General features: G+C 71.3%; 30 protein-coding genes. 20 read left to right on the top strand and 10 right to left on the bottom strand.

All coding sequences use genetic code 11. The annotated features are described in order from the left end of the window. Nucleotides 1-155: 155 nt before the first annotated feature. The 3 genes from HQQ79_RS00655 to HQQ79_RS00645 are packed head-to-tail and all read left to right on the top strand — an operon-like array spanning nt 156 to nt 1,966. The gene (locus tag HQQ79_RS00655) at nt 156-581 is read left to right on the top strand and encodes an organic hydroperoxide resistance protein (protein WP_027465016.1); all 426 of its coding nucleotides are present in this window, start codon (nt 156-158) and stop codon (nt 579-581) included. Between the two features lie 10 nt (nt 582-591). Next, the gene (locus HQQ79_RS00650; RefSeq protein ID WP_173032162.1) at nt 592-978 is read left to right on the top strand and encodes a YchJ family protein; all 387 of its coding nucleotides are present in this window, start codon (nt 592-594) and stop codon (nt 976-978) included. 34 nt (nt 979-1,012) lie between these two features. Next, complete coding sequence (locus HQQ79_RS00645) at nt 1,013-1,966, top strand: SDR family NAD(P)-dependent oxidoreductase (protein WP_173032161.1); 954 nt, start codon at nt 1,013-1,015, stop codon at nt 1,964-1,966. A 20-nt stretch (nt 1,967-1,986) separates the two neighbouring features. Here HQQ79_RS00645 and HQQ79_RS00640 read toward each other — a convergent pair whose 3' ends face one another. Further along, nucleotides 1,987-2,853 carry a shikimate dehydrogenase gene (locus tag HQQ79_RS00640; protein ID WP_173032160.1) on the bottom strand — a complete coding sequence of 289 codons (867 nt, stop codon included), beginning with the start codon at nt 2,851-2,853 and terminating at the stop codon, nt 1,987-1,989. Between the two features lie 58 nt (nt 2,854-2,911). Between HQQ79_RS00640 and HQQ79_RS00635 the strand changes: the two genes are divergently transcribed. After that, nucleotides 2,912-3,919, top strand: coding sequence for an iron-siderophore ABC transporter substrate-binding protein (locus HQQ79_RS00635; RefSeq protein WP_367948025.1), 1,008 nt, complete (start codon nt 2,912-2,914; stop codon nt 3,917-3,919). A gap of 114 nt (nt 3,920-4,033) precedes the next feature. Here the strand turns inward: HQQ79_RS00635 and HQQ79_RS00630 are convergent, their stop codons facing one another. Continuing rightward, entirely contained in the window at nt 4,034-4,438 is a 405-nt protein-coding gene (locus tag HQQ79_RS00630; protein WP_051596616.1) for a DUF1304 domain-containing protein, read from the bottom strand. Between the two features lie 60 nt (nt 4,439-4,498). On the opposite strand from HQQ79_RS00630, the gene HQQ79_RS00625 reads away from it, so the two are divergent. Further along, entirely contained in the window at nt 4,499-4,822 is a 324-nt protein-coding gene (locus HQQ79_RS00625; protein ID WP_027465022.1) for a chorismate mutase, read from the top strand. Continuing rightward, nucleotides 4,819-5,907 carry a beta-propeller fold lactonase family protein gene (locus HQQ79_RS00620; protein WP_173032159.1) on the top strand — a complete coding sequence of 363 codons (1,089 nt, stop codon included), beginning with the start codon at nt 4,819-4,821 and terminating at the stop codon, nt 5,905-5,907. The genes HQQ79_RS00625 and HQQ79_RS00620 overlap by 4 nt, the downstream gene beginning before the upstream one ends. Before the next feature lie 27 nt (nt 5,908-5,934). Here the strand turns inward: HQQ79_RS00620 and HQQ79_RS00615 are convergent, their stop codons facing one another. From HQQ79_RS00615 to HQQ79_RS00600, 4 genes are read right to left on the bottom strand one after another with little or no spacing between them, the layout of a single operon-like run. After that, nucleotides 5,935-6,855: a 2-hydroxyacid dehydrogenase gene (locus HQQ79_RS00615; protein ID WP_173032158.1), complete on the bottom strand. Its 921-nt coding sequence runs from the start codon at nt 6,853-6,855 to the stop codon at nt 5,935-5,937. A gap of 13 nt (nt 6,856-6,868) precedes the next feature. Beyond that, entirely contained in the window at nt 6,869-9,250 is a 2,382-nt protein-coding gene (gene purL / locus HQQ79_RS00610) for a phosphoribosylformylglycinamidine synthase subunit PurL (protein WP_231495638.1), read from the bottom strand. A gap of 17 nt (nt 9,251-9,267) precedes the next feature. Continuing rightward, nucleotides 9,268-9,963: a phosphoribosylformylglycinamidine synthase subunit PurQ gene (gene purQ / locus HQQ79_RS00605; RefSeq protein WP_027465024.1), complete on the bottom strand. Its 696-nt coding sequence runs from the start codon at nt 9,961-9,963 to the stop codon at nt 9,268-9,270. Nucleotides 9,964-9,968: 5 nt separating this feature from the next. After that, on the bottom strand, nt 9,969-10,220 hold the full coding sequence (locus HQQ79_RS00600) for a phosphoribosylformylglycinamidine synthase subunit PurS (RefSeq protein ID WP_173032157.1): 252 nt from the start codon (nt 10,218-10,220) through the stop codon (nt 9,969-9,971). A 178-nt stretch (nt 10,221-10,398) separates the two neighbouring features. Here HQQ79_RS00600 and HQQ79_RS18850 point away from each other — a divergent pair, with 178 nt between their 5' ends. Beyond that, nucleotides 10,399-11,007, top strand: coding sequence for a PadR family transcriptional regulator (locus tag HQQ79_RS18850; protein ID WP_051596619.1), 609 nt, complete (start codon nt 10,399-10,401; stop codon nt 11,005-11,007). Next, nucleotides 11,004-12,548 (top strand): DHA2 family efflux MFS transporter permease subunit, encoded by a 1,545-nt coding sequence (locus tag HQQ79_RS00590; RefSeq protein WP_027465025.1) that lies wholly within the window; start codon nt 11,004-11,006, stop codon nt 12,546-12,548. The genes HQQ79_RS18850 and HQQ79_RS00590 overlap by 4 nt, the downstream gene beginning before the upstream one ends. A 94-nt stretch (nt 12,549-12,642) precedes the next feature. Here the strand turns inward: HQQ79_RS00590 and HQQ79_RS00585 are convergent, their stop codons facing one another. Next, nucleotides 12,643-13,464: a cytochrome c oxidase assembly protein gene (locus HQQ79_RS00585; RefSeq protein ID WP_173032156.1), complete on the bottom strand. Its 822-nt coding sequence runs from the start codon at nt 13,462-13,464 to the stop codon at nt 12,643-12,645. A gap of 163 nt (nt 13,465-13,627) precedes the next feature. Further along, nucleotides 13,628-14,941 carry an acyltransferase gene (locus HQQ79_RS00580; protein ID WP_173032155.1) on the bottom strand — a complete coding sequence of 438 codons (1,314 nt, stop codon included), beginning with the start codon at nt 14,939-14,941 and terminating at the stop codon, nt 13,628-13,630. 169 nt (nt 14,942-15,110) lie between these two features. Between HQQ79_RS00580 and HQQ79_RS00575 the strand changes: the two genes are divergently transcribed. Next, nucleotides 15,111-15,587, top strand: a complete 477-nt coding sequence (locus HQQ79_RS00575) for a Fur family transcriptional regulator (RefSeq protein ID WP_173032154.1) — start codon at nt 15,111-15,113, stop codon at nt 15,585-15,587. Between the two features lie 95 nt (nt 15,588-15,682). Next, nucleotides 15,683-17,200: a catalase gene (locus HQQ79_RS00570; RefSeq protein WP_173032153.1), complete on the top strand. Its 1,518-nt coding sequence runs from the start codon at nt 15,683-15,685 to the stop codon at nt 17,198-17,200. A 76-nt stretch (nt 17,201-17,276) separates the two neighbouring features. Here HQQ79_RS00570 and HQQ79_RS00565 read toward each other — a convergent pair whose 3' ends face one another. Further along, on the bottom strand, nt 17,277-17,843 hold the full coding sequence (locus HQQ79_RS00565) for a GNAT family N-acetyltransferase (RefSeq protein WP_173032152.1): 567 nt from the start codon (nt 17,841-17,843) through the stop codon (nt 17,277-17,279). 103 nt (nt 17,844-17,946) lie between these two features. On the opposite strand from HQQ79_RS00565, the gene HQQ79_RS00560 reads away from it, so the two are divergent. The 6 genes from HQQ79_RS00560 (at nt 17,947) to HQQ79_RS00535 (ending at nt 22,670) form a co-directional block, all read left to right on the top strand. Next, nucleotides 17,947-18,231 carry a hypothetical protein gene (locus HQQ79_RS00560; RefSeq protein WP_173032151.1) on the top strand — a complete coding sequence of 95 codons (285 nt, stop codon included), beginning with the start codon at nt 17,947-17,949 and terminating at the stop codon, nt 18,229-18,231. A gap of 43 nt (nt 18,232-18,274) precedes the next feature. Next, a complete protein-coding gene (locus HQQ79_RS00555; RefSeq protein WP_173032150.1) occupies nt 18,275-18,838 on the top strand; it encodes a hypothetical protein in 564 nt (187 codons plus the stop codon). Continuing rightward, nucleotides 18,838-19,881, top strand: a complete 1,044-nt coding sequence (locus HQQ79_RS00550; protein WP_173032149.1) for a peptidoglycan-binding protein — start codon at nt 18,838-18,840, stop codon at nt 19,879-19,881. Before HQQ79_RS00555 ends, HQQ79_RS00550 begins: the two co-directional genes overlap by 1 nt. Continuing rightward, the gene (locus tag HQQ79_RS00545; RefSeq protein ID WP_173032148.1) at nt 19,872-20,474 is read left to right on the top strand and encodes an ATP-binding cassette domain-containing protein; all 603 of its coding nucleotides are present in this window, start codon (nt 19,872-19,874) and stop codon (nt 20,472-20,474) included. Before HQQ79_RS00550 ends, HQQ79_RS00545 begins: the two co-directional genes overlap by 10 nt. After that, complete coding sequence (locus tag HQQ79_RS00540; protein ID WP_173032147.1) at nt 20,471-21,562, top strand: hypothetical protein; 1,092 nt, start codon at nt 20,471-20,473, stop codon at nt 21,560-21,562. Before HQQ79_RS00545 ends, HQQ79_RS00540 begins: the two co-directional genes overlap by 4 nt. A gap of 223 nt (nt 21,563-21,785) precedes the next feature. Then, a complete protein-coding gene (locus tag HQQ79_RS00535) occupies nt 21,786-22,670 on the top strand; it encodes a VOC family protein (protein WP_216852136.1) in 885 nt (294 codons plus the stop codon). Between the two features lie 113 nt (nt 22,671-22,783). Here the strand turns inward: HQQ79_RS00535 and HQQ79_RS00530 are convergent, their stop codons facing one another. Further along, nucleotides 22,784-23,569 (bottom strand): SDR family oxidoreductase, encoded by a 786-nt coding sequence (locus HQQ79_RS00530; protein ID WP_173032146.1) that lies wholly within the window; start codon nt 23,567-23,569, stop codon nt 22,784-22,786. Nucleotides 23,570-23,696: 127 nt separating this feature from the next. Here HQQ79_RS00530 and HQQ79_RS00525 point away from each other — a divergent pair, with 127 nt between their 5' ends. From HQQ79_RS00525 to HQQ79_RS00510, 4 genes are read left to right on the top strand one after another with little or no spacing between them, the layout of a single operon-like run. Further along, entirely contained in the window at nt 23,697-24,272 is a 576-nt protein-coding gene (locus HQQ79_RS00525) for a hypothetical protein (RefSeq protein ID WP_173032145.1), read from the top strand. Continuing rightward, on the top strand, nt 24,269-24,916 hold the full coding sequence (lepB, locus tag HQQ79_RS00520) for a signal peptidase I (RefSeq protein WP_173032144.1): 648 nt from the start codon (nt 24,269-24,271) through the stop codon (nt 24,914-24,916). The genes HQQ79_RS00525 and lepB overlap by 4 nt, the downstream gene beginning before the upstream one ends. Beyond that, entirely contained in the window at nt 24,892-25,731 is an 840-nt protein-coding gene (locus tag HQQ79_RS19050) for a helix-turn-helix transcriptional regulator (RefSeq protein ID WP_216852135.1), read from the top strand. The genes lepB and HQQ79_RS19050 overlap by 25 nt, the downstream gene beginning before the upstream one ends. Before the next feature lie 38 nt (nt 25,732-25,769). Then, entirely contained in the window at nt 25,770-26,627 is an 858-nt protein-coding gene (locus HQQ79_RS00510) for a helix-turn-helix domain-containing protein (RefSeq protein ID WP_173032142.1), read from the top strand. Nucleotides 26,628-26,647 lie beyond the last annotated feature (20 nt).

The raw sequence follows: 26,647 nt of genomic DNA, 5'->3' as shown, positions 1-26,647 counted from the left end.
GCGAGGGACTCGACATCTTCTGCTCACCAAGCGACGCGCTCGCACCCGCAGCCCCCACCCGGACACGCCCGAGCGCTCCCCGCCCCGAGCCATCGCACCCGCGACGTGGTGCTGCCGCTCAGGATTCGTCCAGGCGAGCACGGTGACCTCGGACCATGAGTCTCGACATCGTCTACACCGCCGCTGCCCACGCCACCGGAGGCGGCCGCGACGGACACGTCCGCAGCGAGGACGACCGGCTCGACCTCGACACCCGCCCGCCCAAGGAGATGGGCGGCAGCGGCGAGGGTACGAACCCCGAGCAGCTCTTCGCCGCCGGGTACGCCGCGTGCTTCCTCGGTGCCCTGCACGCCGCCGGCAAGGAGCTCGAGGTCGACACCACCGGCGCCGAGGTCTCCGCCGAGGTCGGCATCGGCGGCACCGGCAACGGCGCCTTCGGTCTCGCGGTCGAGCTCGACGTCTACGCCCCGAACGCCCCGCAGGAGCAGCGCCAGCGCCTGGCCGAGCGTGCACACGAGATCTGCCCGTACTCGAACGCCACCCGCGGCAACATCACCGTCACGCTGTCCATCGTCGACTAGCGTTCGGCCGGTGGTCTCCGACACGACGCGCTGCCCCTGCCTGAGCGGCAACCCCTACGGGGAGTGCTGCGGCCCCCTGCACGCCGGGGCCGTGGCGCCGACCGCGGAACGGCTCATGCGCTCCCGCTTCAGCGCCTTCGCGCTGAACCTGCCGGAGTACCTGCTGCTCACCTGGCACCCGCGCACCCGCCCGGCGGGTCTCGAATTGGACCCGACCCAGCGCTGGACCCGGTTGGACGTGCTGGCGACCACCTCGGGAGGCCCGTTCGACTCCCACGGCACCGTCACGTTCCGCGCGTGGTGGCGTTCCGACGACGAGCGCGGCACGCTCGAGGAGACGAGCGACTTCGTCCGCGAGCAGGGACGATGGTTCTACGTGGACGGCGTGGTCGCCTGACGACTGCGCACCACGCCAGCTGACAGGAGCCCACATGCCCGCACGCGACCTCACCCGCTTCGGCGAGCGAACCACGGCCGCCGAGGTCGTTGACGGCCTCGACCTGTCGGGGCGCACGGCGATCGTCACCGGTGCTGCGTCCGGCATCGGTGTGGAGACTTCCCGAGCACTCGCCGGAGCCGGGGCGCGCATGACGCTCGCGGTGCGGGACGTCGATGCCGGCAGACGGGTGGCGGACGACATCGCCCGGACGACGGGGACGGAAGCACCGGCCGTCGTCGAGCTGCACCTGGACCGTCCGGCTTCCGTCGAGGCCTTCACCGCAGCGTGGTCGGGGCCGCTCGACGTGCTCGTCGCCAACGCCGGCATCATGGACGCGCCCGAGTCGTACACGCCCGCCGGGTGGGAGTCGCACTTCGCGACCAACCACCTCGGGCACTTCGCCCTCGCGCTCGGGCTGCACGATTCCTTGGCCGCCTCGGGTTCGGCACGGATCCTCTCGGTGTCGTCGAGCGGACACGGTGGTTCGCCCGTCGTGTTCGACGACCTGTTCTTCCGCCGGCGTCGCTACGAGCCCGGGCTCGCGTACGGGCAGTCGAAGACCGCCAACGTGCTGTTCGCCGTCGCTGCCAGCCGCCGGTGGGCCGCCGACGGCATCACCGCGAACGCCCTCATGCCCGGCGGGATCTGGACCGGGCTGCAGAAGCACTGGGACCCGGAGGTCCTGGCCGCCACGAAGATCGCCGCGGCCGACGCCGTGAAGTCCCCGGAGCAGGGAGCCGCGACCTCGGTCCTGCTCGCCACCGCACCGGAACTCGACGGGGTCACGGGCCGGTACTTCGAGGACTGCCACGAAGCAGCGGTGGTGGAGCGGATCGAGGACGGCCTGCACGGCGTGCTGCCCTGGGCACTCGATCCGGACCAGGCCGATCGCCTGTGGGACGTCTCCGTCGCGCTGCTCGACGCCGAGGCGCGGTCCCGCCGCTGATCGAGGGTTGCCGGCGCCGGCTAGCTGCCGATGACGGCGGGCAGGTCGACCGCGGTGCGCATGGCCCGGCGGACCCCGGCCTCGTCGGGGAGCAGCTCGTCCTCGTCACCGGTCAGGAAGAACCGGATCTGCCCGATCGCCTGCTCGGTGAGCATGTCGAGGCCGTTCAGCACGCGGCCCCCGGCATCGGTCCAGCGGCTGGCGACCGCGGTGGGCCACGGTTCGTAGGCGACGTCGAACAGGACGGCGTCGGGACCCGACGGACGGAACTCGAGCGGGTCGGCGGCACCACCCGGCAGCGTCGAGAGGACGAACCCGTGGTGCGTGCCGGCGAGCTCGGTCAGGGGGTGCACCTCGAGCGTGACCCCGAGCCGGACGGCCAGGTCGACCAGCGCGCGCGTCTTCGCGGTGTCACGGACGAACACCCGGACGAGCGACGCCCCGAGCCGCACGGCAGCGGTCAGGGCGCTCGCCGCAGTGGCTCCGCCGCCCAGGATCGTGGCCTCGCCGGGCAGGTGTCCGAGCGCCTCGACCGGGCGGACGAGCCCCTGCACGTCGGTGTTCGCGCCGGCTCGGACGAGCGTGGAGCCCTCGAGGCGGAACGCGACCGTGTTGGCGACCCCGAGCTCGTCGACGAGCGGGGTGGTGCGGTCGAGCAGCGGCAGGACCTCGCGCTTGAGCGGCATCGTGAGACTCAGCCCACGCCATTCCGGACCCAGCCCCGCGACGAACGCGGCGAGCTCGCCGGACGCGACCTCGTGCCTCCCGTAGGTGAAGGGCAGGTCGAGCGCATCGTAGGCCGCTGCGTGGAGCGTGGGCGAGAGCGAGTGCGCGATGGGGGAGCCGAGCACCGCGAGGTGCGTGCGGCCTGGATCGGTGAACGCCACGGTCACCCAGCCTAGCCAGCCGTGTTCCTGAGCACCCCGTTAGGTTAGGCTACCCTTCGTGAACCGTTCTCCCTTGCGTCTCCGACGCGTGCTCGCCGCAGCCGGCGCCGTCGTCGCAGCGTCCCTCGTCCTCGCCGGATGCGCGTCCGGCTCCGGCTCCTCGACCGACTCGGCGTCGTCGGGGTCGTCCGACGCCGCGTTCCCGGTCTCGATCACGACCGGCCTCGGCACCACCACCATCGAGTCGGCACCGAAGCGCGTCGTCGCGCTCGGGTGGGGCGACGCCGAGACCGCGCTCGAGCTCGGCGTGCAGCCGGTCGGTGCGAGCGACTGGCTCGCCTTCGGCGGCGACGGTGTCGGTCCGTGGCTCAAGGGCGCGTACGACAAGTCGCCGAAGATCATCCAGACGCTCGAGCCGAGCTACGAGGACATCCTCAAGCTCAACCCCGACCTCATCCTCGACGTGAAGTCCTCGGGTGACAAGGAGCGGTACGACAAGCTGTCCGCGATCGCGCCGACCGTGGCGATCCCCAAGGGCGGCGAGAACTACCTCGCCTCGACCGAGCAGCAGACGACCATGATCGCGAAGGCGCTCGGCAAGGAGTCCGAGGGCAAGAAGCTGCTCTCCGGCCTCGACGACGCCTACGCCGCCGCACGCAAGGCGCACCCGGACTTCGAAGGCAAGACCGCCGTCGTCGGTGCCTACAGCTCCGAGGGCTTCGGGGCGTACGCCTCCACCGACAGCCGTTCGACCTTCATGCGGAACCTGGGCTTCGAGATCCCCAAGGCCATCGACGAGCAGGCCGGCAAGGAGTTCTCCGTGCACCTGTCCGACGAGAACCTCGACCTGCTCGACGCCGACCTGACGCTGATCCTGCCGATCTACGTCGACGCGTCAGAGGCCTCGTCGAACAAGCTGTTCCAGAAGGTGCCGTCGGTCGAGGCCGGGCACGCGATCGTCTTCGACGACAAGGACGTCTCGTCGGCGTTCTCGATGGGCACCACAGCCGCGATCGAGTGGGCGCTCGACAAGCTGCCGGCGCAGTTCGAGGAGAAGCTCGGCTAGGGCTGGTCGTCGCTGCTGGCCGGTTCCGCTGATCAGCACCACGAAAGCGACAGGGTGCCGCCGATGTCCGGTGGCACCCTGTCGCTTTCGCAGTTCGGGGGAGGGGAAGCGGGGCTAGACGCCGATGGTGGAGCCCAGCAGCGCGAAGAGCAGCGCGATCAGGGGGAGCGTGCCCTGCTTGAACGCGGAGTTGACGTACTTGCGACCCGAGCCGAGCAGGATCACCGCGGCACCGAGCATGCTCGCCGTCGAGAACACCACGAGGGTCCAGCCGCTCACGGTGTTGCCGGCCAGTACGAGCACGACGCCGAGGATGGCCCCGATCGCCAGGAACAGGTTGTAGAAGCCCTGGTTGAAGGCGAGCGAACGGGTCGCCACGGCTTCGGTCTCGGAAGCGATGCCGAAGATCCGGCGCGCTTGCGGACTGGTCCAGATGACCGATTCGAGGAAGAAGATGTACACGTGGATGAGGCCCGCGAGGACCGCACAGACACCCGAGATCACCAGCAGGACCGACATGTGCACATTCTCGCAGCAGCGGGCCGGGTTCCGCTGCACGTCCGCCAGTAGGCTCGGACCATGAACGACGACGTCACCCCGACCGAGGCCGACGCGAGCGCCGTCGCCGAACTGCGGAGCATCCGGCAGAGCATCGACAACATCGACGCCGCCGTCATCCACATGCTCGCGGAGCGTTTCAAGTACACGCAGCGCGTGGGGCACCTGAAGGCCGAGTCGGGCATGCCGGCCGCCGACCCGGACCGCGAACGGATCCAGGTCGCACGGCTCCGGTCGCTCGCCGCCGACTCCCACCTCGACCCCGCCTTCGCCGAGAAGTTCCTCAACTTCATCGTGGCCGAGGTCATCCACCACCACGAGCGCATCGCGGGCCGCGACGAATGAGCGCCGAGCTGCCGTCGCTGCTCATCGGGTCGTACACGGCGACCGGCGGCGGGAACGCCACGGGCATCTCGCTGGTCGACGCCGGACCGATCGGAGCCCTTCCGGCACCCCGGACCGTCGCGGTGCTCGACGACCCCTCGTTCCTCGCGGTCTCGGCCGACCGGGTCTACGCGGTCTCCGAGACGAACGACGGCGCCGTGTCGGCCTTCCGGCTGCAGGGCGGCGCACTCGAGCACCTGTGGGACGCCCCCGCCGGCGGAGACGCCCCGTGTCACGTGCGGGTCGACCCCTCGGGCGCGCTCGTCGTCACGAACTACGTCTCCGGTACGGTCACGGCGATCTCCCTCGCCCCGGCCGAGTCGCACGCCGCCTCGGTGACCGCCAGCGACGGCGTGGTGCTGCACGGGGACGCCGACCAGCGCTCCGTGCCGGCCGAGGCCGTCACGGTCGCCGTGCTGCCCGACGCCACGGGTCCTGACGACGACCGCCAGGACGGCCCGCACGCCCACCAGTCGATCGCCACCCCGGACGGCACGGTGCTCGTCGCCGACCTCGGCGGCGATGCCCTGCACGAGTTCCGCGTCACGGTGTCGGCCGACGGGGTCCCCGCGATCGAGGCGCTCCGCGTGCACCACGTGGCACCCGGCGCCGGCCCGAGGCACATGGCCTGGATCGACGGTGACCTGCTCGTCGCCGGCGAACTCGACGGGCGTGTGCACCGCCTGCGCCGCGACGACTCCGGGTCGTTCGTGACGATCGCTGCCGTGCCCACGTTCGACGGTGCCGTGGGGGAGTCGCTGCTCAGCCACATCGAGGTCGACGAGGCCGGCCGCGCGTACGTGGCGGTGCGCGGGCGCGACCTGCTCGTGGTGCTCGACGCGCGTGACGGCGGGCTCGCGGTCGTCGGGTCGGTGCCCTGCGGTGGAGTCTGGCCGCGGCACTTCGCGCGGGTGCCCGGGTTCGTCCTGGTGGCGAACCAGATGTCCGACGCCGTTGCCGTCCTGCCGCTCGACGCCGAGGGCATGCCCGGCGAGGCCGTCGCGCAGATCCCGGTCGGCACCCCGACCTGCGTCGTCCCGCTCTGACGCCGGCGTGTTCGGAGCCGCAGCCGGCTAGAACTCGATCAGGTTCTCGAACGGGCGACCCTCGGCCAGTGCGGCGACCTGCTTGCGCATGAGTTCGATCGACCGCGGCACGCTCAGGTCGGTGTTGCCGCCGACGTGCGGGGTCAGCACGGTGTTCGGCGTCGTCCAGAGCGGGTGTCCGGCGGGCAGGGGCTCCGGGTCGGTGACGTCGAGGGCCGCGAAGAGCCGCTCCGACCGCAGCTCGGCGACCAGGGCGTCCGTGTCGACGACCTTGCCGCGCGCCACGTTCACCAGGAGGGCGCCGTCCGGCAGTGCCGCGAGCAGCTCCGCGTCGACCAGGCGTTCGGTCTCGGCGGTGAGCGGTGCGATGAGCACGAGCACGTCGGTCGTCGGGGCGAGCTCGGGCAGCTCGCCGAACGCGTGCACGTGCCGACCGTCCTGCTCGCGAGCGGTCCGGGCGACCACCGTCACCTCGGTGCGGAACGCCTCGAACCGGGTGGCGATCGCGGACCCGATCGCCCCGTAGCCGACGACGGTCACCCGGCGGTCGGCGAGCGATCGGGTCTCGCGGGCGTCCCAGACGCCGTTGGCACGGTCGACCTGGAACGCCGAGATCTCACGGAGCGACGTCAGCGCGAGACCGACCGCGAGCTCGGCGGTCTCGTCGTCGTGGATGCCGCGACCGTTCGCCAGCTGCGCGTGACCGGGCACGTGCGGGACGGCGTGATCGTACCCGGCGCTCGGCAGCTGCAGCAGCTGGAGTTCGGGCAGGTCGTGCACGAACTGCCAGCGGTGCCGCCCCTCGAAGTAGAACGGCAGGAACGTGATCGCGACGTCGTCCGGGCGACCGTACGGCGTCTCGACGTCCCAGACGTCCAGCTCGATGCCGTCCGGCACGGGGCCGAACCGGTCGACGAGCTCGGCGAAGGGCAGGGTGACGATCGGCATCCGCGACCCGGGCCTAGGCGTCGGTGCGCGGCGAGAAGGCACCGTCGGAGTCGAGCGGCCCGCGGCCGACGTACCCCTCGGTGACGTCCTCGACGATCACGTCGCCGAAGCGGGCCGGCAGCGTCGCGGCGTGGGTGCCGCGCAGTTCGTCGACCGTGGCCTCGAACGCGCCCTGGACCTCGAGCGTGCTCGACGTCGCGTCGGTCACGCCGATGCGCAGCACCGGGAAGCCCCGGCCGTCGCACATGCCCTGGAACCGCACGTCGTCCTCGCGGCGGACGGTCACGATGACGCGACCGGTCGACTCGGAGAACAGGGCCGTCGCGGTGTCGATGCCGTCGCGGGTCTCGAGCTCGTCGAGGACCACGCGGGCGCCGATGCCGAAGCGGAGCACCGACTCGGCGAGGGACTGGCCGAGGCCGCCGTCCGCCAGGTCGTGTGCGCTGGTGAGCAACTGCTCGCCGGACGCCGCGTACAGCAGCTCGGCGAGGGCCTTCTCGCGCTCGAGGTCGACCGCCGGCGGACGCCCACCCAAGTGCCCGTGCACGGTGCCGGCCCACGCGGAGCCGTCGAGCTCGAGGCTCGTGGTGCCGAGCAGGTAGATGTTGTGGCCGTCGTCCTGCCACCCCGACGGCACGCGCTTGGCGACGTCGTCGATGATGCCGAGCACGCCGACGACGGGCGTCGGGTGGATGGGGGTCGAGCCGGTCTGGTTGTAGAACGACACGTTGCCGCCGGTGACCGGGATGCCGAGCTCCATGCAGCCGTCGGCCAGCCCCTCGACCGCCTCGGAGAACTGCCACATGACCTCGGGGTTCTCGGGGGAACCGAAGTTCAGGCAGTCGGTGACGGCGGCGGGGACGGCACCGGTGACGGCGACGTTGCGGTACGCCTCGGCCAGGGCCAGGCGTGCACCCTGCTTCGGGTCGAGCTGGCAGTAGCGGCCGTTCGCGTCGGTGGCGATGGCGACACCGAGCCCCGTTTCCTCGTCGACGCGGATCATGCCGCCGTCGTCGGGGAAGGACAGCGCGGTGTTGCCGAGCACGTAGGTGTCGTACTGGTTCGTGACCCAGTTCTTCGACGCCAGGTTCGGCGAACCGAGCAGGCTGAGGAACTGTGCCTTCAGCGCGGGGCCGTCAGCGGGTCGGTCGAGCGAGGCGGCGGTGTCGGCCTGCAGCGCGTCGATCCAGGTCGGGTAGGCGACCGGGCGGTCGTAGACCGGGCCGTCGACGGCGACGGTGCGCGGGTCGACGTTCACGATCTCCTGGCCCTGCCAGTCGATGACGAGTCGGCCGGTGCCGGTGACCTCGCCCAGCACGCTGGTCTCGACCTCCCACTTGCCGACGACGCTCAGGAACTCGTCGAGCTTGTCGGGGCGGACGACCGCCATCATGCGCTCCTGGCTCTCCGACATCAGGATCTCTTCGGCGGTGAGCGTGGGGTCGCGGAGCAGGACGTCGTCGAGCGAGATGTGCATGCCGCCGTCACCGTTGCTCGCGAGCTCCGAGGTGGCGCAGGAGATGCCCGCGGCGCCGAGGTCCTGGATGCCCTCGACCAGGTCCTTCTGGAACAGCTCGAGGCAGCACTCGATCAGGACCTTCTCGGCGAAGGGGTCGCCGACCTGCACGGCCGGACGCTTGGTCGGGCCACCCTCGGTGAAGGTGTCGGACGCCAGGATCGACGCGCCGCCGATGCCGTCGCCACCGGTGCGGGCACCGAACAGGACGACCTTGTTGCCGGCACCGGACGCGTTCGCCAGGTGCAGGTCCTCGTGGCGGAGCACGCCGACCGCGAGGGCGTTGACCAGCGGGTTGCCCTGGTACACCGGGTCGAAGTAGGTCTCGCCGCCGATGTTCGGCAGGCCGAGGCAGTTGCCGTAGAACGAGATGCCACCGACGACGCCGTGCACGACGCGTGCGGTGTCCTCGTGGTCGATCGCACCGAAGCGGAGCTGGTCCATCACGGCGACGGGGCGGGCGCCCATCGAGATGATGTCGCGGACGATGCCGCCGACACCGGTGGCCGCGCCCTGGTACGGCTCGACGTAGGACGGGTGGTTGTGCGACTCGACCTTGAAGGTCACCGCCCAGCCGTTGCCGACGTCGACGACACCGGCGTTCTCGCCCATGCCGACCATCAGGTTCTTCGTCATCTCCGGCGTGACCTTCTTGCCGAACTGACGGAGGTAGTTCTTCGAGGACTTGTAGGAGCAGTGCTCGCTCCACATCACCGAGTACATCGCCAGCTCGCCCGAGGTGGGGCGGCGGCCGAGGATCTCCTTGATGCGGGCGTACTCGTCCGGCTTCAGGCCCAGCGCGTCGTACGGCTGCTCCTTGTCGGGGGTGGCTGCCGCGTCCTGCACGGTGTCGGGCTTCGGGCGAACGGGTGTCGTCACGGTGTCGTTGTTCCCTGTCACTTGACGAGCGCGTGCTCGATCACGGAGGTGAAGAAGGTCAGGCCGTCGGTGCCCGAGGCCATCGCAGCGGGGGTGTCCGGGCCGAAGCCGGCCTCGGTCGCGTGCTCGGGGTGCGGCATCAGGCCGACGACGTTGCCGCGCTCGTTCGAGACGCCGGCGATGTCGTCGATGGAGCCGTTCGGGTTCACGCCGACGTAGCGGAACACGACCTGGCCGTTGTCCTCGATGCGCTTGATGGTGTCGGCGTCCGCGACGAAGCGGCCGTCGGCGTTCTTCAGCGGGATGGTGATCTCCTGCTGGGCGCTGAAGCCGGAGGTCCAGGCGGTCGCGGTGGTCTCGACGCGGAGCTTCTGGTCACGGCGGATGAACTGCTGGTGCGCGTTGCGGGTGTGCGCGCCGGGGACCAGACGGGCCTCGGCCAGCATCTGGAAACCGTTGCAGATGCCGAGCACGGGCATGCCCTTGCCGGCGGCGTCGATGACCTCGGCCATGATCGGGGCCTTCGCAGCGATCGCGCCGGCACGCAGGTAGTCGCCGTACGAGAACCCACCGGGCAGCACGATGGCGTCGACGCCCTGCAGGTCGTGGTCGCCGTGCCACAGGGCGACGGGGTCGGCACCGGCGAGACGGACGGCGCGCTGGGCGTCGCGGTCGTCGAGCGAGCCGGGGAACGTGATGACGCCGATGCGCATCCGGGTCACTGGCCTTCGACGGTCACGGACACGACGTCCTCGATGACCGCGTTCGAGAAGACGTCGGCCGCGATGCCACGGACCTCGGCGAGCTTGGCGTCGTCGACGGGGCCGTCGACGGTCACCTCGAAGCGCTTGCCGATGCGGACGTTGGTCAGGTCGGCCTTGCCGAGGCGGGCCAGGGCGTTGCCCACGGCCTTCCCCTGGGGGTCGAGGATCTCGGCCTTGGGCATGACCTCGACGACGATCGTTGGCACGTGTTCTCTCCAGCACTTCAGGGGTGGGGGGACGCGACCAGTCTACGGGGCGCGCGCGACACGCCGGGACGGCCCCGGGCCTCCAGGCAGGCCCTTGCTGTGCGTTTGCTCACGTCTGTTCCAACGCGTATATTCCAAGCCGAATAGTCAACAACGAACAAGCGGACTGGAGGCACGTGTGCCGTCGCTCACGCCACTCGCGTTCGCCGCGCTCGGGCTCCTGGCCGAGGGGCCGACGCATCCCTACGAGATGTTCCAGACGATGACGCACCGCCGGGACGGCCGGAATGTCAAGGTCCGGCCCGGCACCCTGTACCACCAGGTCGGCCGCCTGGTGGAGCTCGGCCTCGCCGAGGTCGTCGGGACCGACCGGGCGGGCAACCGTCCGGAACGCACCACCTACGCCATCACGGACGACGGGTGGACGGCCCTGCACGACGGGCTCGTCCGGCTGATCGCCGAACCGGCCGAGGAGTACCCCGTCTTCCACCTGGCCGTCGCCGAGATCGAGAACCTGTCGGTCGACGAGGCCGAGTCCGCCCTCCGAGCACGGGCCGTGGCACTCCGGGCCCAGCGCGACGAGGCGGACGAGATCCTCGGGGTCGTCCGTGCGAAGGACCTGCCCGAGCGGTACTGGCTCGACGTGTCGTACGTGCGTGCGATGCTCACGACGCAGATCGAGTGGCTCGCCGCCACGGCCGACCGGATCGCCGCCGGCCACATCTCCTGGGACGCCTCCGTCGCGTCCGCAGACACCACCACGAACAGCAAGGAAACCACTCGATGACCACCGTCACGCCTCCGCGGACGACCGAGAAGAAGCCGTGGCCTGCCCTCTGGGCACTCGTCGTCGGGTTCTTCATGATCCTCGTCGACTCGACCATCGTGTCGGTCGCCACCCCCACCATCGCCCAGAAGCTCGACGCGGACATCAACTCCGTGATCTGGGTGACGAGCGCCTACCTGCTCGCCTACGCCGTGCCGCTGCTCATCACCGGCCGGCTCGGCGACCGCTTCGGCCCGAAGGTCATGTACCAGATCGGCCTCGTGGTCTTCACGCTCGCCAGCCTGTGGTGCGGCCTGGCCGGCTCGATCGAGGTGCTGATCGTCGCCCGCGTCGTGCAGGGCCTCGGCGCCGCCATGATGAGCCCGCAGACCATGTCGGTCATCACGCGCATCTTCCCGCCGCAGAACCGCGGCGCGGCCATGGGCCTCTGGGGCGCCGTCGCCGGTGTCGCCTCGCTCGTCGGCCCGATCGTGGGCGGCCTGCTCGTCGACGGCTTCGGCTGGGAGTGGATCTTCTTCGTGAACGTCCCCGTCGGTGTCGTGGCGTTCGTGCTCGCGCAGCGCTTCGTGCCGTCGTTCGAGCGTCACGGACACCGCTTCGACTACCTCGGCATCTTCCTGTCGGCAGCGGGCCTGTTCCTGCTCGTCTTCGGCATCCAGGAAGGCGAGACCTACGACTGGGGCGTCATCGCCGGCCCGATCTCGGTGTGGTCGCTCATCATCGTCGGCCTCGTGGTGCTCGCCGGCTTCGTCGTCTGGCAGGGCGTGCAGAAGGGCGAGCCGCTGCTGCCGCTCGGCCTGTTCAAGGACCGCAACTTCACGCTGGCCAACGTCGCCATCACCGCCGTCGGTGTCGCGATCGCGTCGTTCGCGCTGCCGATCATGCTGTGGGCGCAGGACGTCCTGCGCTTCTCGCCGACCCAGGCCGCACTGCTCCTCGTGCCGCAGGCCGTGCTGTCCGCCGCGCTCGCGCCGATCGTCGGCAAGAACCTGAACCGCTGGAACCCGCGCTGGGTCGCCTCGTTCGGCCTCGCCTGCTTCTCGGTCGGCCTGTTCTGGTTCGGCGCCCTGCTTTCGAGCGGTGCCGAGTGGGGCTGGGTGCTCCTGCCGAGCGCGCTCCTCGGCCTCGCCAACGCCTGCATGTGGGGACCGCTGTCCGTCTCGGCGACGCGCAACCTGCCGCCGAAGCTGGCCGGTGCCGGCTCGGGTGTCTACAACACCACGCGCCAGATCGGTGCGGTGCTCGGTTCCGCCGGCATCGCCGCCCTGATGGAGGCCCGGATCACCGCGAACTTCCCGGCGTCGTCCGGTGGGGCCACGGCCGGTGGCGCGGAGCAGCAGGTCGGCGCACTGCCGGGCTTCCTGCTCGAGCCGTTCTCCAAGGCCATGGGTGAGTCGCTCTACCTGCCGGCGATCGTGCTCATCGTGGCCATCGTCGCGGCGCTGTTCCTGGCGAAGCCGAAGCAGACCGTCGCCTGGCAGCAGACCGGCTCGGTGACCACGCAGCCCGACGCCGAGCCCGCGGGGGCTCCGTCGAAGTAGGGCACGAGCGCACTTCGTGAGCAGGAATGGTCGGGTCGCCTTCGGGCACCCGACCATTCCTGCTCACGAAGCGGAACGAGGGGCATCCCGACGCTCAGCCGCGGCGCTGCAGGTGCGCTCGGGTCAGCTCGTCCATCTGTTCGTCGGTCAGGGCGTCGACCGCCCGGGCCTCGCGGCGGTCGGTCCGCTGCCACCGGATGAACAGGGCGACGAGCACGGGGATGTCCGCCACCTCGGCGATGAACCACAGCAGGTCGCCCGCCAGGTGCTGGTCCTGCAGCGGCGACGGGTACCAGGCCCGCCCGACCACGGGCACGAGGGACCCGTCGAGCACGTGGTTCGTGATCCGCAGCACGATGCCGGGCACCGCGTCGACGACGAGCTCGACGAACGCCAGCAGGAACTCGGCCGTGGCGAACGTCGACGAGACGAGCACGCCGACCTCGGACAGCGGTGCGAGCAGGCCGAACCCGAGCGCCGGCACGGCCACGGTGATGACGGCGGCCCATGCGGGGGACTCCCGGATCACCGCCGAGAACGGGGTGAGCAGGACGGCGAACAGCGCGAGCGCGACCAGCGGCGCGACGATCGCGTTGCCGAGCAGGCGCACCGGACGTGACCCCATGACCGCGTCGGCGACCTGCGCGAGGCGAGCCGGGCCTCCGATCCGGAGCAGTCCGACGGGCGCACCGAGCGCGGCGAAGGTGGGCACCGCGAAGAACAGCAGGGCGGCCCGCAGGACGAAGGCCCAGCGCAACCGCTCGTCGTCGACGCCGACGATGCCGAACTGCAGGACGCCGAACAGCACGAGCGCCGTGGCGAAGGCGAGCGTGCGCCACCACGGCCACCGGGCACCCCGTCGAGCCGCGCCGACGACCCACCGGCCGTAGGCGACCGCGGCGACGACGAGGAGCACTGCCGCCAGGGGATCGAACCGCCAGGTGCTCCAGAACTCGGGTGTCGACGGCGTGGGGAGCCTCCTGGGGATCAGGCGGACTCGTCCGCGCCGCCGGAACCATCCTCCGTCCGCCCGACGTCCGGCGGGGGTCCGTCGTGGCCCCGCGACGGTGAGAACCGGTTCAGATCCGGGCGACCCCGCGTGCCGGGACGGTCCGCGAGAGCAGCCAGACGCCCGCCGGCACGGCCACGGCACCGACGAGCGCGACGCCGAACGACAGGTGCAGCTGCATCACGAGGAACGCCGGGCCGATCGTGCAGAGCGCGGCGAACGCGACGACCGGCCACGACGGACGGTCGGCCGACGGCAGCAGCCGGGGGAGTGGCCGGTCGAACCAGCGCAGGGCCCTGGCCACCCCGATCGCGACGGCGAGCACCACCACGAGTGCGACGATGCGCGACGCCCACCACGGGCCGGAGCCCGGCGCCGGGAACGGCACCCCGACGAGCAGGGCGACGCCGTTCAGCGCGATGAACAGCGGCAGGTGCCACAGGTAGATGGTCATGCCGTCGCGGCCGAGGACGAACACGGCCCCGAGTGCGGCCCGCGTGCGCATCAGCCTGGTGAGCGGAGCGTGCACGAGCTGGACCAGGCAGGCCTGCGCGATCGCCAGGAACGCCAGCGGGAGCATCGGCGGGTTGAGGTCCTGCAGCATGTCCGGTGCCCAGAGCCCGACCGAGGTCGTCGGCACGAGCACGGCGTACGCGGCGACGGCGATGCCGAGCAGGAGCACCTTCGACCGGCGCGCGAACCAGCCGTCGGCCCAGAGGAAGCCGAGCTGCTGTGCGAAGAGCCACACCGGCCCGAGGTTCAGCAGCCCGACCTCGGCGACCCCGGTGGCCAGACGGACGGCGTCCACCGCCCCGGCGAGCACGAGCAGCACGGCAAGGGTGGCCCACGGTGCTCGCTCGTGCAGGCGCATCATCACGGGCACGCAGCACTGGGTGATGCCGTAGGCGGCCAGGAACCAGAGCGGCGAACCGATGCCGAACGCGACCTCGGCCAGGAGTTCCGGCGGCGTCCCAGCGGCCGTGGCGACCCCGAGCCCGAGCGCGAGGAACACGAACAGCGGCACCGCGGGCCGGAACAGCCGCACCAGGCGGGTGGACACGTAGTCGCGGGCGGGGCTCGGCGCGCCACGGGCGACGGTGCTGCGCCAGCCGACGGCGCTCGCGAACCCGCCGACCACGAAGAACAGCGGCATCACCTGCCCGACCCAGGTGGCGGCGACGTACCAGGGGAGTTCCTGCAGCGGGCTCGTGACCCGCACCCCCTGGTCATCGGCGGCGACGCCGACCATCGTGACGTGCACGATGACGACGAGGACGACGCAGGCCGTCCGGATGAGGTCGACGACCAGGTCCCGCTTCGCGATGATCCCCCGGACGTCCGCGGTGCTGTTCGCCTGTTCAGGCAGACCCTGGCTCGTGGACATGTCCGGACGTTAGCGTGCGGAACGGTCGGTCCAGGGTCGTCCCAGCTGATCGCGACCGGATCGTGACACTTCGTATTCCGGTAGCGGCATATGGGTCCTCGCTGGTCGGCAGCAGAAGCTCGTGTAAAGTGAACGCGTTGTCTTGATTCCTGCAAAAGAAAGGCTCAGCATGGACGCCGACGCCGATCTGCTCCGTTCCTCGGGGCTCCGGGTCACGACCCCACGACTCGCGGTGCTCCGCGCGACGGACTCGATGCCGCACGCCACCGCGGACGACATCGTCACCGCGCTCGCCGTGGAGCTGCCGACCACCAGCCACCAGGCCGTCTACGGCGTGCTGAACGCCCTGACCGGCGTCGGGCTCGTCCGCCGCATCGAACCGGCCGGCAGCCCCGCCCGGTACGAGCGCCGCACCGGTGACAACCACCACCACATCGTCTGCACCCTGTGCGGCGCGATCGAGGACGTCGACTGTGCGGTCGGCCACTCGCCCTGCCTGACGCCGTCCGAGACCCACGGCTTCGCGGTCACCACCGCCGAGGTCACCTACTGGGGCATCTGCGAACGCTGCGCGGCGGCAGAGCGCGACGCCCCAGACGCGCCCGACGAGAGCGCGCCGGCACCCAGCGCCCCCACGCCCGCCTGACGGCGATCGCCCACCGCACCGGCCGCACGACGCGCCGGACCCCGAACCACCCGAGCACCCCTGACCGAACCAACGTCCCACCTCCAGGAGGAACCGTGTCCGACCAGAACACGCCGACCGGCACCCCGACCACCACGACCAACAGCGGCGCCCCCGTCTCGAGCGACGAGCACTCGATGGGCGTCGGGGCCGACGGCCCCCTCGCGCTCCACGACCACTACCTGGTCGAGAAGCTCGCCCAGTTCAACCGCGAGCGCGTCCCGGAGCGGGTCGTGCACGCCAAGGGCGGCGGCGCCTTCGGTACCTTCACCGTCACGCAGGACGTCTCCCGCTTCACCCGTGCCGCGTTCCTGCAGCCGGGCAAGCAGACCGAGATGCTGGCCCGCTTCTCCTCCGTCGCTGGCGAGCAGGGCTCCCCGGACACCTGGCGCGACCCCCGCGGCTTCGCGCTGAAGTTCTACACCGAAGAGGGCAACTACGACCTCGTCGGCAACAACACCCCGGTGTTCTTCATCCGCGACGGCATCAAGTTCCCCGACTTCATCCGCTCGCAGAAGCGCCTGCCGGGTTCGCACCTGCGCGACCACGACATGCAGTGGGACTTCTGGACCCTGTCGCCCGAGTCGGCGCACCAGGTGACGTGGCTGATGGGTGACCGCGGCCTGCCGGCGAGCTGGCGCGAGATGGACGGCTTCGGCTCGCACACGTACCAGTGGATCAACGCCTCGGGCGAGCGCTTCTGGGTGAAGTACCACTTCATCACCGAGCAGGGCCACAAGACCCTGACGCAGGAGGACGCCGACCGCATCGCCGGTGAGGACGCGGACTTCCACATCCGTGACCTGCACGCCGCGATCGAGCGTCAGGACTTCCCGCGCTGGACCCTCAAGGTGCAGGTCATGCCCTACGAGGACGCCGCGACCTACCGCTTCAACCCGTTCGACCTGACGAAGGTGTGGCCCCACGCGGACTACCCGCTCATCGAGGTCGGCACGATGGAGCTCAACCGCAACCCGGAGAACTACTTCGCGCAGATCGAGCAGGCGACCTTCGCCCCCTCGAACTTCGTGCCCGGCATCGCGGCGAGCCCGGACAAGATGCTCCTGGCGCGCATCTTCAGCTACGCGGACGCACACCGCTACCGCGTCGGCACGAACCACGCGCAGCTGCCGGTGAACGCCCCGAAGAACGAGGTCCACTCGTACTCGAAGGACGGCGGCATGCGCTTCGACTTCCAGAAGTCCGAGGTGCCGGTGTACGCGCCGAACTCGCTCGGTGGTGCGCACGCCGACCCGAACGCGACCGACGACGCCCCGGGCTGGGAGTCCGACGGTGCGCTGCAGCGTTCCGCCGCGACCCTGCACCCGGAAGACGACGACTTCGGCCAGGCCGGCACGCTCGTCCGCGAGGTCCTTGACGACGCCGCCCGTGAGCGCCTGGTCGGCAACATCGCCGGCCACGTCTCGAAGGTGACGCGCGACGACCTGCGCGAGCGCGTGTTCGCCTACTGGACGAACGTCGACGCCGACCTGGGCGCGCGCGTGCGCGCCGCGGTCGCGCCGAGCGCGCCGGGCTCCAACGAGGACCCGGAGAAGGTCGCGGTCGAGGCGTAAGCCCCGCTGGACGACCTGACGGACAGGAGGCCCGGTACCAGCTGGTACCGGGCCTCCTGTCCGTCGGTCGTTGCGTCTAGACCTGCTGGCCGTTCAGCCAGATCGGGCCAGCGGGCCAGTCCTCGAGCTGCGCCGCCACCGGCAGCGCCATCCAGCCGCCCTGCTCGGTGTTGCTGACGCCCGCGCCCTCGGCGGTGAACGCCGAGAAGGTGCCGACGGCCTCGGGGAACTCGTGCCAGCCGAGCTTCGCGTAGAAGGGGATGCGGTCTTCGCCCGCGCCGAGGAACCCGAAGGGGACGCGGAGTTTCTCGAGGACCGCCGCGGTGCGGGTCATCAGCTCGCGGCCGACGCCGGTGCCCTGCAGGCGGGGTGCGACGGCGACCAGGCCGGTGTCGCCGACCAGCACGTCTTCGCCTCCGACGGAGATGTACATGCGGCGGATGCCGACGTGGGCCAGGACGACCCCGTCGGCGTCGTGCGCGAGCACCCGGCGTTCCGGCTGCATGCCGGACCAGCTCCGGCCGCCCACGTACCAGTGCGACCAGTCGGGGAAGGCCTGCCCGAGCAGCGCCGCGATCGCTTCGTGGTCGGGGAGCGACAGCGTGCTCTCCTCGACCACCTCCCACCGGATGTCATCACTCACGGGTCCATCCTGCACGGATGTGGTGACGGTCGTTGCGTTCTCTCACTGACCGGTAATACGTTAACGGTGAAATCAAGGTGATGTCGCAACGAAGGGGAGATCGATGTCGATCAAGAACGTCGTACTGGGTGCGGTCGTGCTGGGGAGTGTCGTGGGCGGCGGGATCGCGGTCGACACCGTGACGGCGCCGGAGGCGAGTGCTGCGACGTGCTGGCGGAAGGTGACGCAGAGCACGGGCTTCAACGAGTCGGGGTGTGGTCGCGCTCAGCACTTCAACCGTATGCGGAGCGGGACGATGAAGTGGGGGAACGTGGTCGGTGGCAACAAGTGGTCCTACCAGGCTGCCTGCTGGACCAACATCGCCCAGTACGGCATGACCCGGGCCTGACGCGGTGATCCGGAGCAGGCTTCGGGGAGCAACGGTCGTCGGGGTGATCGCCGCCACGGCACTCGCTGGCTGCGCCTCCGCAGATGCTGCCCCCCGGGTCGTCGATCCGTCAGGCTTCTCCGACGCTGGGCCGTGGGCGGATGAGTTCGCGGAATCAGCCGCCGACACCAGCCCGTACCAGCGGCAGATCCTCTCGGACGGAACGATCTCGGCGCGGGAGGTCGCAGATGCGCAGGCCCGCATGAGCGCATGCATGCGAGATCTCGGCTACGACTACAGGACAGCGGAGGACGGCACGTCCGAAGCGTCGCCGCTCCCCGGGCGGAAGGCTGAAGACGCCACGGCCGTGAACGATTCGAAGTCGAAGTGCGCGAAGGACTTCGACAGCGACGTGACCTACCTGTTCAACGAGGTCCGGCGGAACCCGGAGAAGCAGGACGAGGCAACGATCACCGTCGCGTGCCTCCGTGCTGCGAAACTCGTCGACGACACGTACACCGAACGTGACTGGCGTGATCAGAACGACGACGGGAACTTCTCCTTCTCGCCGTGGGATCCCGCAGCCGTACAGTGTCGGCTGGACCCCCTCGGCCTCTGGCGGCAGTGATGCGCTTCCCGTCTGCCGCGCTCCTGGCGCTCGGGGCGATGGTGGTCGCGGCGGCGACGGCCGCCGCCATCGTGGTCGTTGTGCCGGCCGAGGTCCCGGCGGCACTCCGGACGGCGGCCCCCGCGAGCACCGTCCGGGTGACCGAGCGCACCGATGCCGACGAACGACAGGTGCAGCTCGCACTTGACATCGGTGCCCCACGGGCGGTCGTGACGTCGCGGACCGGCACGGTGACGACGTCGACGTGCTCGACCGGGGCACCCGTGCGGAGCGGAGACGTCTTCGCGCAGGTCGACGGGCGGCCGGTGATCGCGCTCGCCAGTGACGAGCCGCTGTGGCGCGACCTCGAGCTCGGCGACCGCGGGGCTGACGTCACGGGGTTGCAGCGGGAACTCGCGCGCCTCGGTGCCGGATTGAGCATCGACGGCGTCCTCGGCCCGGGCACGCTCCGCGCTGCGCAGCAGTTCCTGGTCGACCGAGGTGTCGACCGCGACGACCTGCCCGACGACGTCGTGCTGCGGGACCCGTTCGCATGGGTGCCAGCCGCGGAGAACTCGGTCCTGGCGTGCGTGGCCGTCGTCGGGGCAGCGGTCGGCGCCGATGGTGTCCTCGTCGAACTCCCGGCCGAACTCCGCGGTGCGCGCATCGAGGCGCTCCCGGTCGATCCGGCGCCGGGGGAGCGCGTGCTGCGGATCGGGAATGCCGACGTCCCGATCGACACCGCCGGGGTGGTCTCCGCGCCGACGGACCTCGCTGCTCTCACCGCCCTGCCGGAGTACGCGGCGACGGTCGCTTCGGCGGACGGCGCACCGACGGTGGCCGCGACCTGGACGCTCAGTCGCCCACGAACCGTCCAGGTGGTGCCACCGACGGCCCTCTGGGACCTCGTGGGCGCGCAGGCATGCGTGCAACCGACGACGGGGCGGTCACTCCGGGTCGAGGTGCTCGGATCGGAACTCGGGCAGTCGTTCGTCCGGGTGCCCGGCGGACGAACGCTCGACCGGATCAGTGCCGCGCCGGACCGGTCCAGCTCGTGTCGGTGACGCTCGAGGGCGTCGGGCACGTCTGGTCGAACGGCACCGTGCTGTTCGACCGCGTCGACCGCACCTTCGCCGAAGGGACCGTGACCGCGGTCGTCGGGCCGAGCGGTTCCGGCAAGTCGACGCTGCTCGCGATCCTCGCCGGGATGCTCTGTCCGACGCGCGGTGCCGCCGTCCGTCCGCCGGGCTGTCGGCCGCTCTGGGTCTTCCAGAACCCGTACGGGGTGGCCCGCCGCCGCGTGCTCGATCACGTCGCGTTGCCGTTCGTCGCCCAGGGCGCGGATCGTCGGACCGCAGACGTCCGGGCGCTCGAGGTCCTCGAGCGCTTCGGGCTCGGTTCGCGGGCGCACGCGCGGTTCGCCGAACTGTCCGGTGGTGAGGCGCAACGCCTGATGCTCGCGCGCGCCATCGCCAGCGGGCCGGGTCTGATGCTGGTCGACGAGCCGACGGCGCAACTCGACCGGGCGACCGCGATCGAGGTGAACCGCGGGATCGGTGCGCTCGCCGCGTCGGGGACGGTCGTCGTCGTCGCCACGCACGACGACGCCACCCGTGACGCCTGCGACGGAGTGCTCGACCTCGGGCGGTACCGATGAGCCCTCGCCGGATGCAGGTGACCGAGGTCTGGCGGGAGGCGTGGCGCGACATCGCTTCCGGAGCCTCGTGGGCAGCGACGTCCGCTGTCGTCCTCGCGGTGCTGCTCAGCGGTGTCGTGGGCCTGCGCGCAGCTGCGGTCGCCGATGACGTCCGAGCGGCTGCGGTGTTCGTCGCGAGCGGTGCGGCGACGACCGTCCAGCGGGCCGAGGGCCGGATCGACGGCCGCGTGTGCGATGCGCTCGTGGGCACCGAAGGGGTCATCGCGTCTGGTGCGTTCCGGCGCCTCGACGTCGGGGTCGTCCCCGCCGCACTGCCGGGCTCGGCGATCCCGACCTACGAGGTGACCGCCGGGGTGCGTGGTCTGCTCGGCGGCTCCGATGCCGACGGCACCGCGGGAGTGATCGTCTCGCCCACGGTGCACGAGACCCTGGGTCTTGCTGCCGGCGATCGCCTCGTGACGGCGGGCGGTGCGGGCACCGGAGTCGACGGTGTGTACGACTACCCCGACGACGGCCGGGACCCCGACCTGGAGTACGCGGTCCTCGCGCCGACGGTGGACGACGGGTCGCCGTTCGACGCCTGCTGGGCGACGGTGTGGCCGCAGCGCGACGACACGGTCTCGATGCTCCGGCGCACCGTCCTGCCGGCGAGCGGGGCCGAGGGTGAAGACCGACCGACCGCCGGGCAGCTCAACCCGACGCTGGGCGCGGTCTTCACGCCCGCGGCGCAGCAGCCAGAACTCGTCCCGTTCGGCGCAGCGGTCCTCGTGGGGCTGACGATCGGCGGGGCAGCGGTCGCACGGCGTCGGCTCGTCCTGGCCTCCGATCAGCACGTCGGGGTACCGCGGAGCGCGCAGGTCCTCGGCGTCGTCCTGCAGCACCTGGTCTGGGCATCGGTCGGGGCGGTGGTCGCGACGAGCGTCGCGGTGGTGTCGGTGCGTGGCCTCGACGTCGACGATGCGCTGCCGATCGTGCGCGAGGCGATCGCGATCGCGTCCCTCGGGCTCGTGGGCGCGCTGCTCGGTGGGGCGCTCGCCGCGGCCGCGATCCGCGAGCGCGCGCTGCACCGCTACTTCCGCTCCCGCTGACCGCGGCCGGCGGGGCGGACGCGCACCGGGCCTCCCGTCGCCTGCGCGCCCCGTCTGCTGCGCGCCCCCGTGCGCCAAAGCGACAGATCGCCGCGAACTGTTCGCAGCGATCTGTCGCTTTGGCGGGTACCTCGCACCGGGACGGCGTGGATCTGTCGCTCTGGCGCAGGCGACCGACACCCATTTGGTTGACGCGTCAACTAAATGGGCGCACACTGGTGCCATGCACACGCAGGACCTCCTCGCCGCCGACACCGGGATGGGTGCCGTCACCCTCCGCGTCGCGAACCTCGACCGGATGATCGGCTACTACCGCGACGGCGTCCAGCTCTCGCTGCTCTCGAACGAGGGCGGCGTCGCCGTCCTCGGGCGACCGGGCGCCGGTGGCCTGGCGGTGCCGATCGTGATCCTCGAGCACGCGCCGTCCATGCAGCACGCCGGCCCGCACGACGCCGGCCTGTTCCACACCGCGATCCTGTTCGACACGAGGGCCGACCTGGCCGCCGCGCTGTACTCGGTCGCGACGAAGTTCCCGCAGGCCTTCACCGGCAGCGCCGACCACCTGGTGAGCAACGCGTTCTACTTCACCGATCCCGAGGGCAACGGCGTCGAGCTGTACTGGGACCGTGACCGCACGGAGTGGTCGTGGACGCACGGCATGGTCGACATGGACACGAAGTACGTCGACCCGAACGCGTTCCTGCAAGAGCACCTGACGGCCGAGGCGGTGGAGTCCGCGCCGAACGCACCGGGTCGGGTCGGCCACGTGCACCTGTCGGTCGGCGACGTCGCCAGCGCGAAGGACTTCTACGTCGACAAGCTCGGCTTCGAGACCACCGCCGGCTTCGGCGACGCCCTGTTCGTCAGCGCCGGCGGCTACCACCACCACATGGCGATGAACACCTGGAACTCACGTGGCGCCGGGCGCCGCCAGCTCGCGCTCGGGCTGGGACTCGTGCGGATCGAGGTGCCCGGGTCGGACGACCTCGGTGCCCTCGTCGCACGCATGCACGACACCGGGGTGCAGACCGCCGACGACGGCCGGACGGTCGCGTTCGAGGACCCGTGGGCGAACCGCATCGAGGTGACTGCGCCCGGTCGCGCCTGACGCGGTCCGCCGCGGGGCGGCCGAGACTCGGGCTGAGCGACACTTCTCGCGCCCGCAGTCACGAGAAGTGTCGCTGACTCCGAGACTCGGCGCCGGCTGCCCGGCCGCCCGCGTCAGGCGCTGTTCGAGATCCCGCCGTCCGACTTCAGCAGCTGGCCGTTCACCCACGCACCCTGCTCCGAGCAGAGGAACCCGACGAGCGCCGCGGTGTCCGACGGGCGTCCGAGCCGGCCGAGCGGGGTGCCCTCGACAGCCCACCCCTTGACCTCGTCGGACATCCAGCCGGTGTCGTTCGGGCCTGGGTTAACCACATTGGCGCTGACGCCGAGGCTGCCGAGCTCCTTCGCGGCGCCGAACACGATCCGGTCGAGCGCGCCCTTCGACGCCCCGTACGGCAGGTTGTACGCGATGTGGTCGCTCGTCAGCGCGACGATCCGACGTCGGTCGCGCGGAGCGGCGTCCCCGGCGCGCTCGAGCCCGACCGCGTAGGCCTGCACGAGCAGGAACGGTGCGCGGGCGTTCACGGCGAAGTGGCGGTCCCACGACTCGACCGTGGTGGTGCGGAAGTCGGAGTCGACGGACTCGCAGTGCGACATGACGAGGGCGGTGACGGGGGCGCCGGCTTCCGTCTCGGCGCGGCCCACGAGCGCGGCCGCCTGCTCCGGGTCCTCCAGATCGACCGGGAGGCGCGTCACCCGTGCTCCCGCCGCCTCGCACTCCTGCACCACCGACTCGACCCCGTCCGGGTCCGCCCCGCCGCTCACGCGGTCGTCGTAGGGTCCCCACCACGAGATGGCGAGGTCCCAGCCGTCGGTCGCCAGGCGGGTGGCGAGCGCTGCGCCGATGCCGGCTCTGCGGCCCACCCCGGTCACCAGGGCGAGTGGTCGTGCGGACGTCATGCGTGCCTCCTGTCCGGCGCTCCGTCGCGCCGATCGGCACCCAGTCTGCCGGAATCGGCCACCCGTGTGACCATCGCATCCGGTGTCCTGTCGGCGGACGGCCGACCACGGGGGCCAAGATGGACGGATGCCACGCACACGACGGCCCTCCCGACCGGGGCGGGGACCCCGCGGCGGTCGCCCGGACCCCCGCGACCTGCCGCTCGAGCACGTCCGCGACCGGATGTCGTCGTACATCTACGGCAACATCACGGTGCTCGCCGTCGCGATCGCGGTGAACCCGGAGCAGATCCACCACGGAGCCGCGGTGGCGACCGTCCTGGCGACCGCGGTGCTGACCTACCTGGCCCACGTGCTCGCGCACCTGGTCGCGCACGGGCTCGGCGACGACGGCGAGGAGTCCGCTGCGGACCGCGCTGCCCGCCGCGACTCGGTCGCGACGATCGTCCGGAATGCCAACCCGATCGCGACCTCGGGCATGATCCCGGCGGTCCTCTACGCGGCTGCCTGGATCGGGTGGCTGCCGGCGGAGTGGGCACAGATCGCGGCGACGGTGATCCTGGTCGTGCGCATTGGGCTGGTGGGCGTGTTCATGCAGCGGTTCAGCGGGAAGCAGCCCACGTTCCTCGGGTTGTGGGGCGGCATCGTGCTGGCCGCGGTGGCCTTCGTGATCGGCCTCGTCAAGGTGGTGCTGACGCATTGAGCGACACGCACGCCGACGCCGGACCCCACGCCGAACCCGCGCCCGAGAGCGAGCCGAAGCGCGGCGGTCTGCGGTTCCTGCGCGACCTCGTCATCATCGTCGTCGTGGCGCTGTTGGCGTCCTTCCTGGTGAAGGCGTACCTGGTCCGTTCCTTCTACATCCCCTCGGCCTCGATGCAGAACACGCTGCTCGTCGGGGACCGGGTGCTCGTCAACGAGCTCGTGCCCGGGGTGGTGCCGCTGCAGCGCGGTGACGTCGTGGTGTTCCAGGACCCGGGCGGCTGGCTCGGCATGGGCCAGGGCGACGACCTGATCAAGCGGGTCATCGGCCTGCCGGGTGACACGGTGTCGTGCTGCGACGCCCAGGGCCGCCTGTCGGTGAACGGGCACGCGGTGGACGAGCCCTACGTCGTGCTCGAACGCGGGTCGGACCGTGTCGCCGGGAAGGACTTCGAGATCACCGTGCCGAAGGGGCGCATCTGGGTGATGGGCGACAACCGCTACGACTCCGCCGACTCGCGCGTGCACGGCACCGTGCCGGTCGACGACGTCGTGGGACGCGCCTTCGTGACCACCTGGCCCGTCTCGCGGTGGTCGGTGCTGTCCCGGTACGGCGACGAGTGGGACCGGGTCCCGACGCCGTGACCGCGGACGACGAGGGTTTCGGCTACGAGACCGGCGGGGACGACGACCTGTCGATCCACCGGATCGCGACACCGGGCAAGCGGTCGGGGACGATCGGTCCGCGGCCCGACCACGTCGTGTTCTGGCTCGCCGACGGCCGGGCCAGCCTGACCGCCGACGACGGCGAGCACTGGGAGGTCGGCGCCGAGCGGCCGATGATGCTGTCGGCGTCCGTCGCGTACGGGTTCGAGACCGACGCGACCGCCACGACGCTGCTGCACCTGTCGCCGTCGCTGCTCGGCGACACGGGGGAGTCCTCGGTGTTCGGGCAGCCGGACGCGGCCGATCCCGCACTCGAACCGCTGCGGGCACTGCTGCGCGAGGCCTCCGGGCGCATCCTCGACCCCGGCCTGTCCGCCGACGACCGTGCGGCCCTGAACCGGCGGATCGCGACCGTCGTCCTGTCGACCTTCGCCCGGTCGCGATCGGACGTCGCGGACCGGATGCGACGGGCGATCGGCTTCGTGCACGACCACGCCGACCGGACGCTGACGGTGGCGGACGTCGCAGCGGCCTGTGACCTGAGCGAGCGCGGGCTGCAGGACCTGTTCCGCCGACGTCTCGGCGTCACCCCCATGCAGTACCTGCGCGAGGTCCGGCTCGACCGGGTGCACCTGGAGCTGGGGCGGCCCGGTTCCCGCGCGCTGCTCGTCAGCCAGGTCGCACGGCGGTGGCGGTTCACCCACCTGGGGCGGTTCGCGGCGCACTACCGGGAACGGTTCGGGGAGCAGCCGCACCAGACCATCGCGCGGGTCGGCACACCCGGAGAACGGTAGTTCTCGCGTTCTTTGCGGATTCCGGCTATCCTGCTCGCGTGGATGCGCGACGGTCCGAACTGGGGCAGTACCTCCGCGCCCGTCGGGCACTCGTCCAGCCCGAGGACGTCGGCCTCACCCGCGAGCCCGGACGACGAGTGGACGGCCTGCGCCGTGAAGAGGTCGCACGGCTCGCGGGCATCAGCCCCGAGTACTACCTGCGGCTCGAACGCGGCCGTGACCACCAGCCGTCCGACCAGGTGCTCGTGGCGCTCGGCCGCGCACTGCGGCTCGACCACGAGGCCGTCGACTACCTGCGCCGCCTCGCACACGCCGAACGCCGCCGCCCCGAGGGGGTCGTGCCGCCGGGGCTCGACGACTCGGTCCGGTCGCTGCTGGCGCAGTGGTCGCACACCCCGGCGTTCGTGATGGACCGCAACCAGGACATCATCCTGTCCAATGCCCTGGCGAGCGCCCTCGGCCCCGGGTACATGGAGCCGGGCGCGAACCTCGTCCTGCAGATGTTCTCCGAGGCGTCCCGGCAGCACGCGGCCGACTGGGACCCCACGGCGCACCGGGTCGTCGCCGCGCTCAGGCTGCACGCCGAACCCGAGGACCCCCGGCTGCAGGAGATCGTCGGCACCCTGACCCTGCAGGACCCGGACTTCGCCCGCATCTGGGCGCGGCACGACGTCGCCGTGCAGCGCACCGGGGTCTCGCGGCACTGGATCGACCCGATCGGGTGGGTCGAGTTCCGCTGGCAGAACCTCGCGATCCCGGGCAGCTCGCACGTGCTCGTGACGTTCTGGGCCGACCCCGGCACCCCCGCCGCAGCGGCCGTCGCGTACCTCGCCGCGCAGGTGCAGCAGGGCACCGCCCGCCGGCAGCCGGTCGCGGGCGAGACCGCTGTGGGGTAGCGAAGCGGTCGCAGCGGTCG

This window comes from Curtobacterium sp. VKM Ac-2852 (assembly GCF_013205045.1).
In the GTDB taxonomy this organism is placed as follows: domain Bacteria; phylum Actinomycetota; class Actinomycetes; order Actinomycetales; family Microbacteriaceae; genus Curtobacterium; species Curtobacterium flaccumfaciens.
The sequence above is the reverse complement of the archived record's forward strand: the minus strand, read 5'-3'. Positions and strand labels throughout refer to the sequence as shown.

Coding starts and splice junctions, on each gene's coding strand:
- HQQ79_RS00655 (WP_027465016.1), top strand. CDS start 156: ATGAGTCTCGACATCGTCTACACCGCCGCTGCCCACGCCACCGGAGGC.
- HQQ79_RS00645 (WP_173032161.1), top strand. CDS start 1,013: ATGCCCGCACGCGACCTCACCCGCTTCGGCGAGCGAACCACGGCCGCC.
- HQQ79_RS00630 (WP_051596616.1), bottom strand. CDS start 4,438: ATGTCGGTCCTGCTGGTGATCTCGGGTGTCTGTGCGGTCCTCGCGGGC.
- HQQ79_RS00625 (WP_027465022.1), top strand. CDS start 4,499: ATGAACGACGACGTCACCCCGACCGAGGCCGACGCGAGCGCCGTCGCC.
- HQQ79_RS00620 (WP_173032159.1), top strand. CDS start 4,819: ATGAGCGCCGAGCTGCCGTCGCTGCTCATCGGGTCGTACACGGCGACC.
- HQQ79_RS00615 (WP_173032158.1), bottom strand. CDS start 6,855: ATGCCGATCGTCACCCTGCCCTTCGCCGAGCTCGTCGACCGGTTCGGC.
- purQ (WP_027465024.1), bottom strand. CDS start 9,963: ATGCGCATCGGCGTCATCACGTTCCCCGGCTCGCTCGACGACCGCGAC.
- HQQ79_RS00590 (WP_027465025.1), top strand. CDS start 11,004: ATGACCACCGTCACGCCTCCGCGGACGACCGAGAAGAAGCCGTGGCCT.
- HQQ79_RS00580 (WP_173032155.1), bottom strand. CDS start 14,941: ATGTCCACGAGCCAGGGTCTGCCTGAACAGGCGAACAGCACCGCGGAC.
- HQQ79_RS00575 (WP_173032154.1), top strand. CDS start 15,111: ATGGACGCCGACGCCGATCTGCTCCGTTCCTCGGGGCTCCGGGTCACG.
- HQQ79_RS00560 (WP_173032151.1), top strand. CDS start 17,947: ATGTCGATCAAGAACGTCGTACTGGGTGCGGTCGTGCTGGGGAGTGTC.
- HQQ79_RS00550 (WP_173032149.1), top strand. CDS start 18,838: ATGCGCTTCCCGTCTGCCGCGCTCCTGGCGCTCGGGGCGATGGTGGTC.
- HQQ79_RS00540 (WP_173032147.1), top strand. CDS start 20,471: ATGAGCCCTCGCCGGATGCAGGTGACCGAGGTCTGGCGGGAGGCGTGG.
- HQQ79_RS00535 (WP_216852136.1), top strand. CDS start 21,786: ATGCACACGCAGGACCTCCTCGCCGCCGACACCGGGATGGGTGCCGTC.
- HQQ79_RS00530 (WP_173032146.1), bottom strand. CDS start 23,569: ATGACGTCCGCACGACCACTCGCCCTGGTGACCGGGGTGGGCCGCAGA.
- HQQ79_RS00525 (WP_173032145.1), top strand. CDS start 23,697: ATGCCACGCACACGACGGCCCTCCCGACCGGGGCGGGGACCCCGCGGC.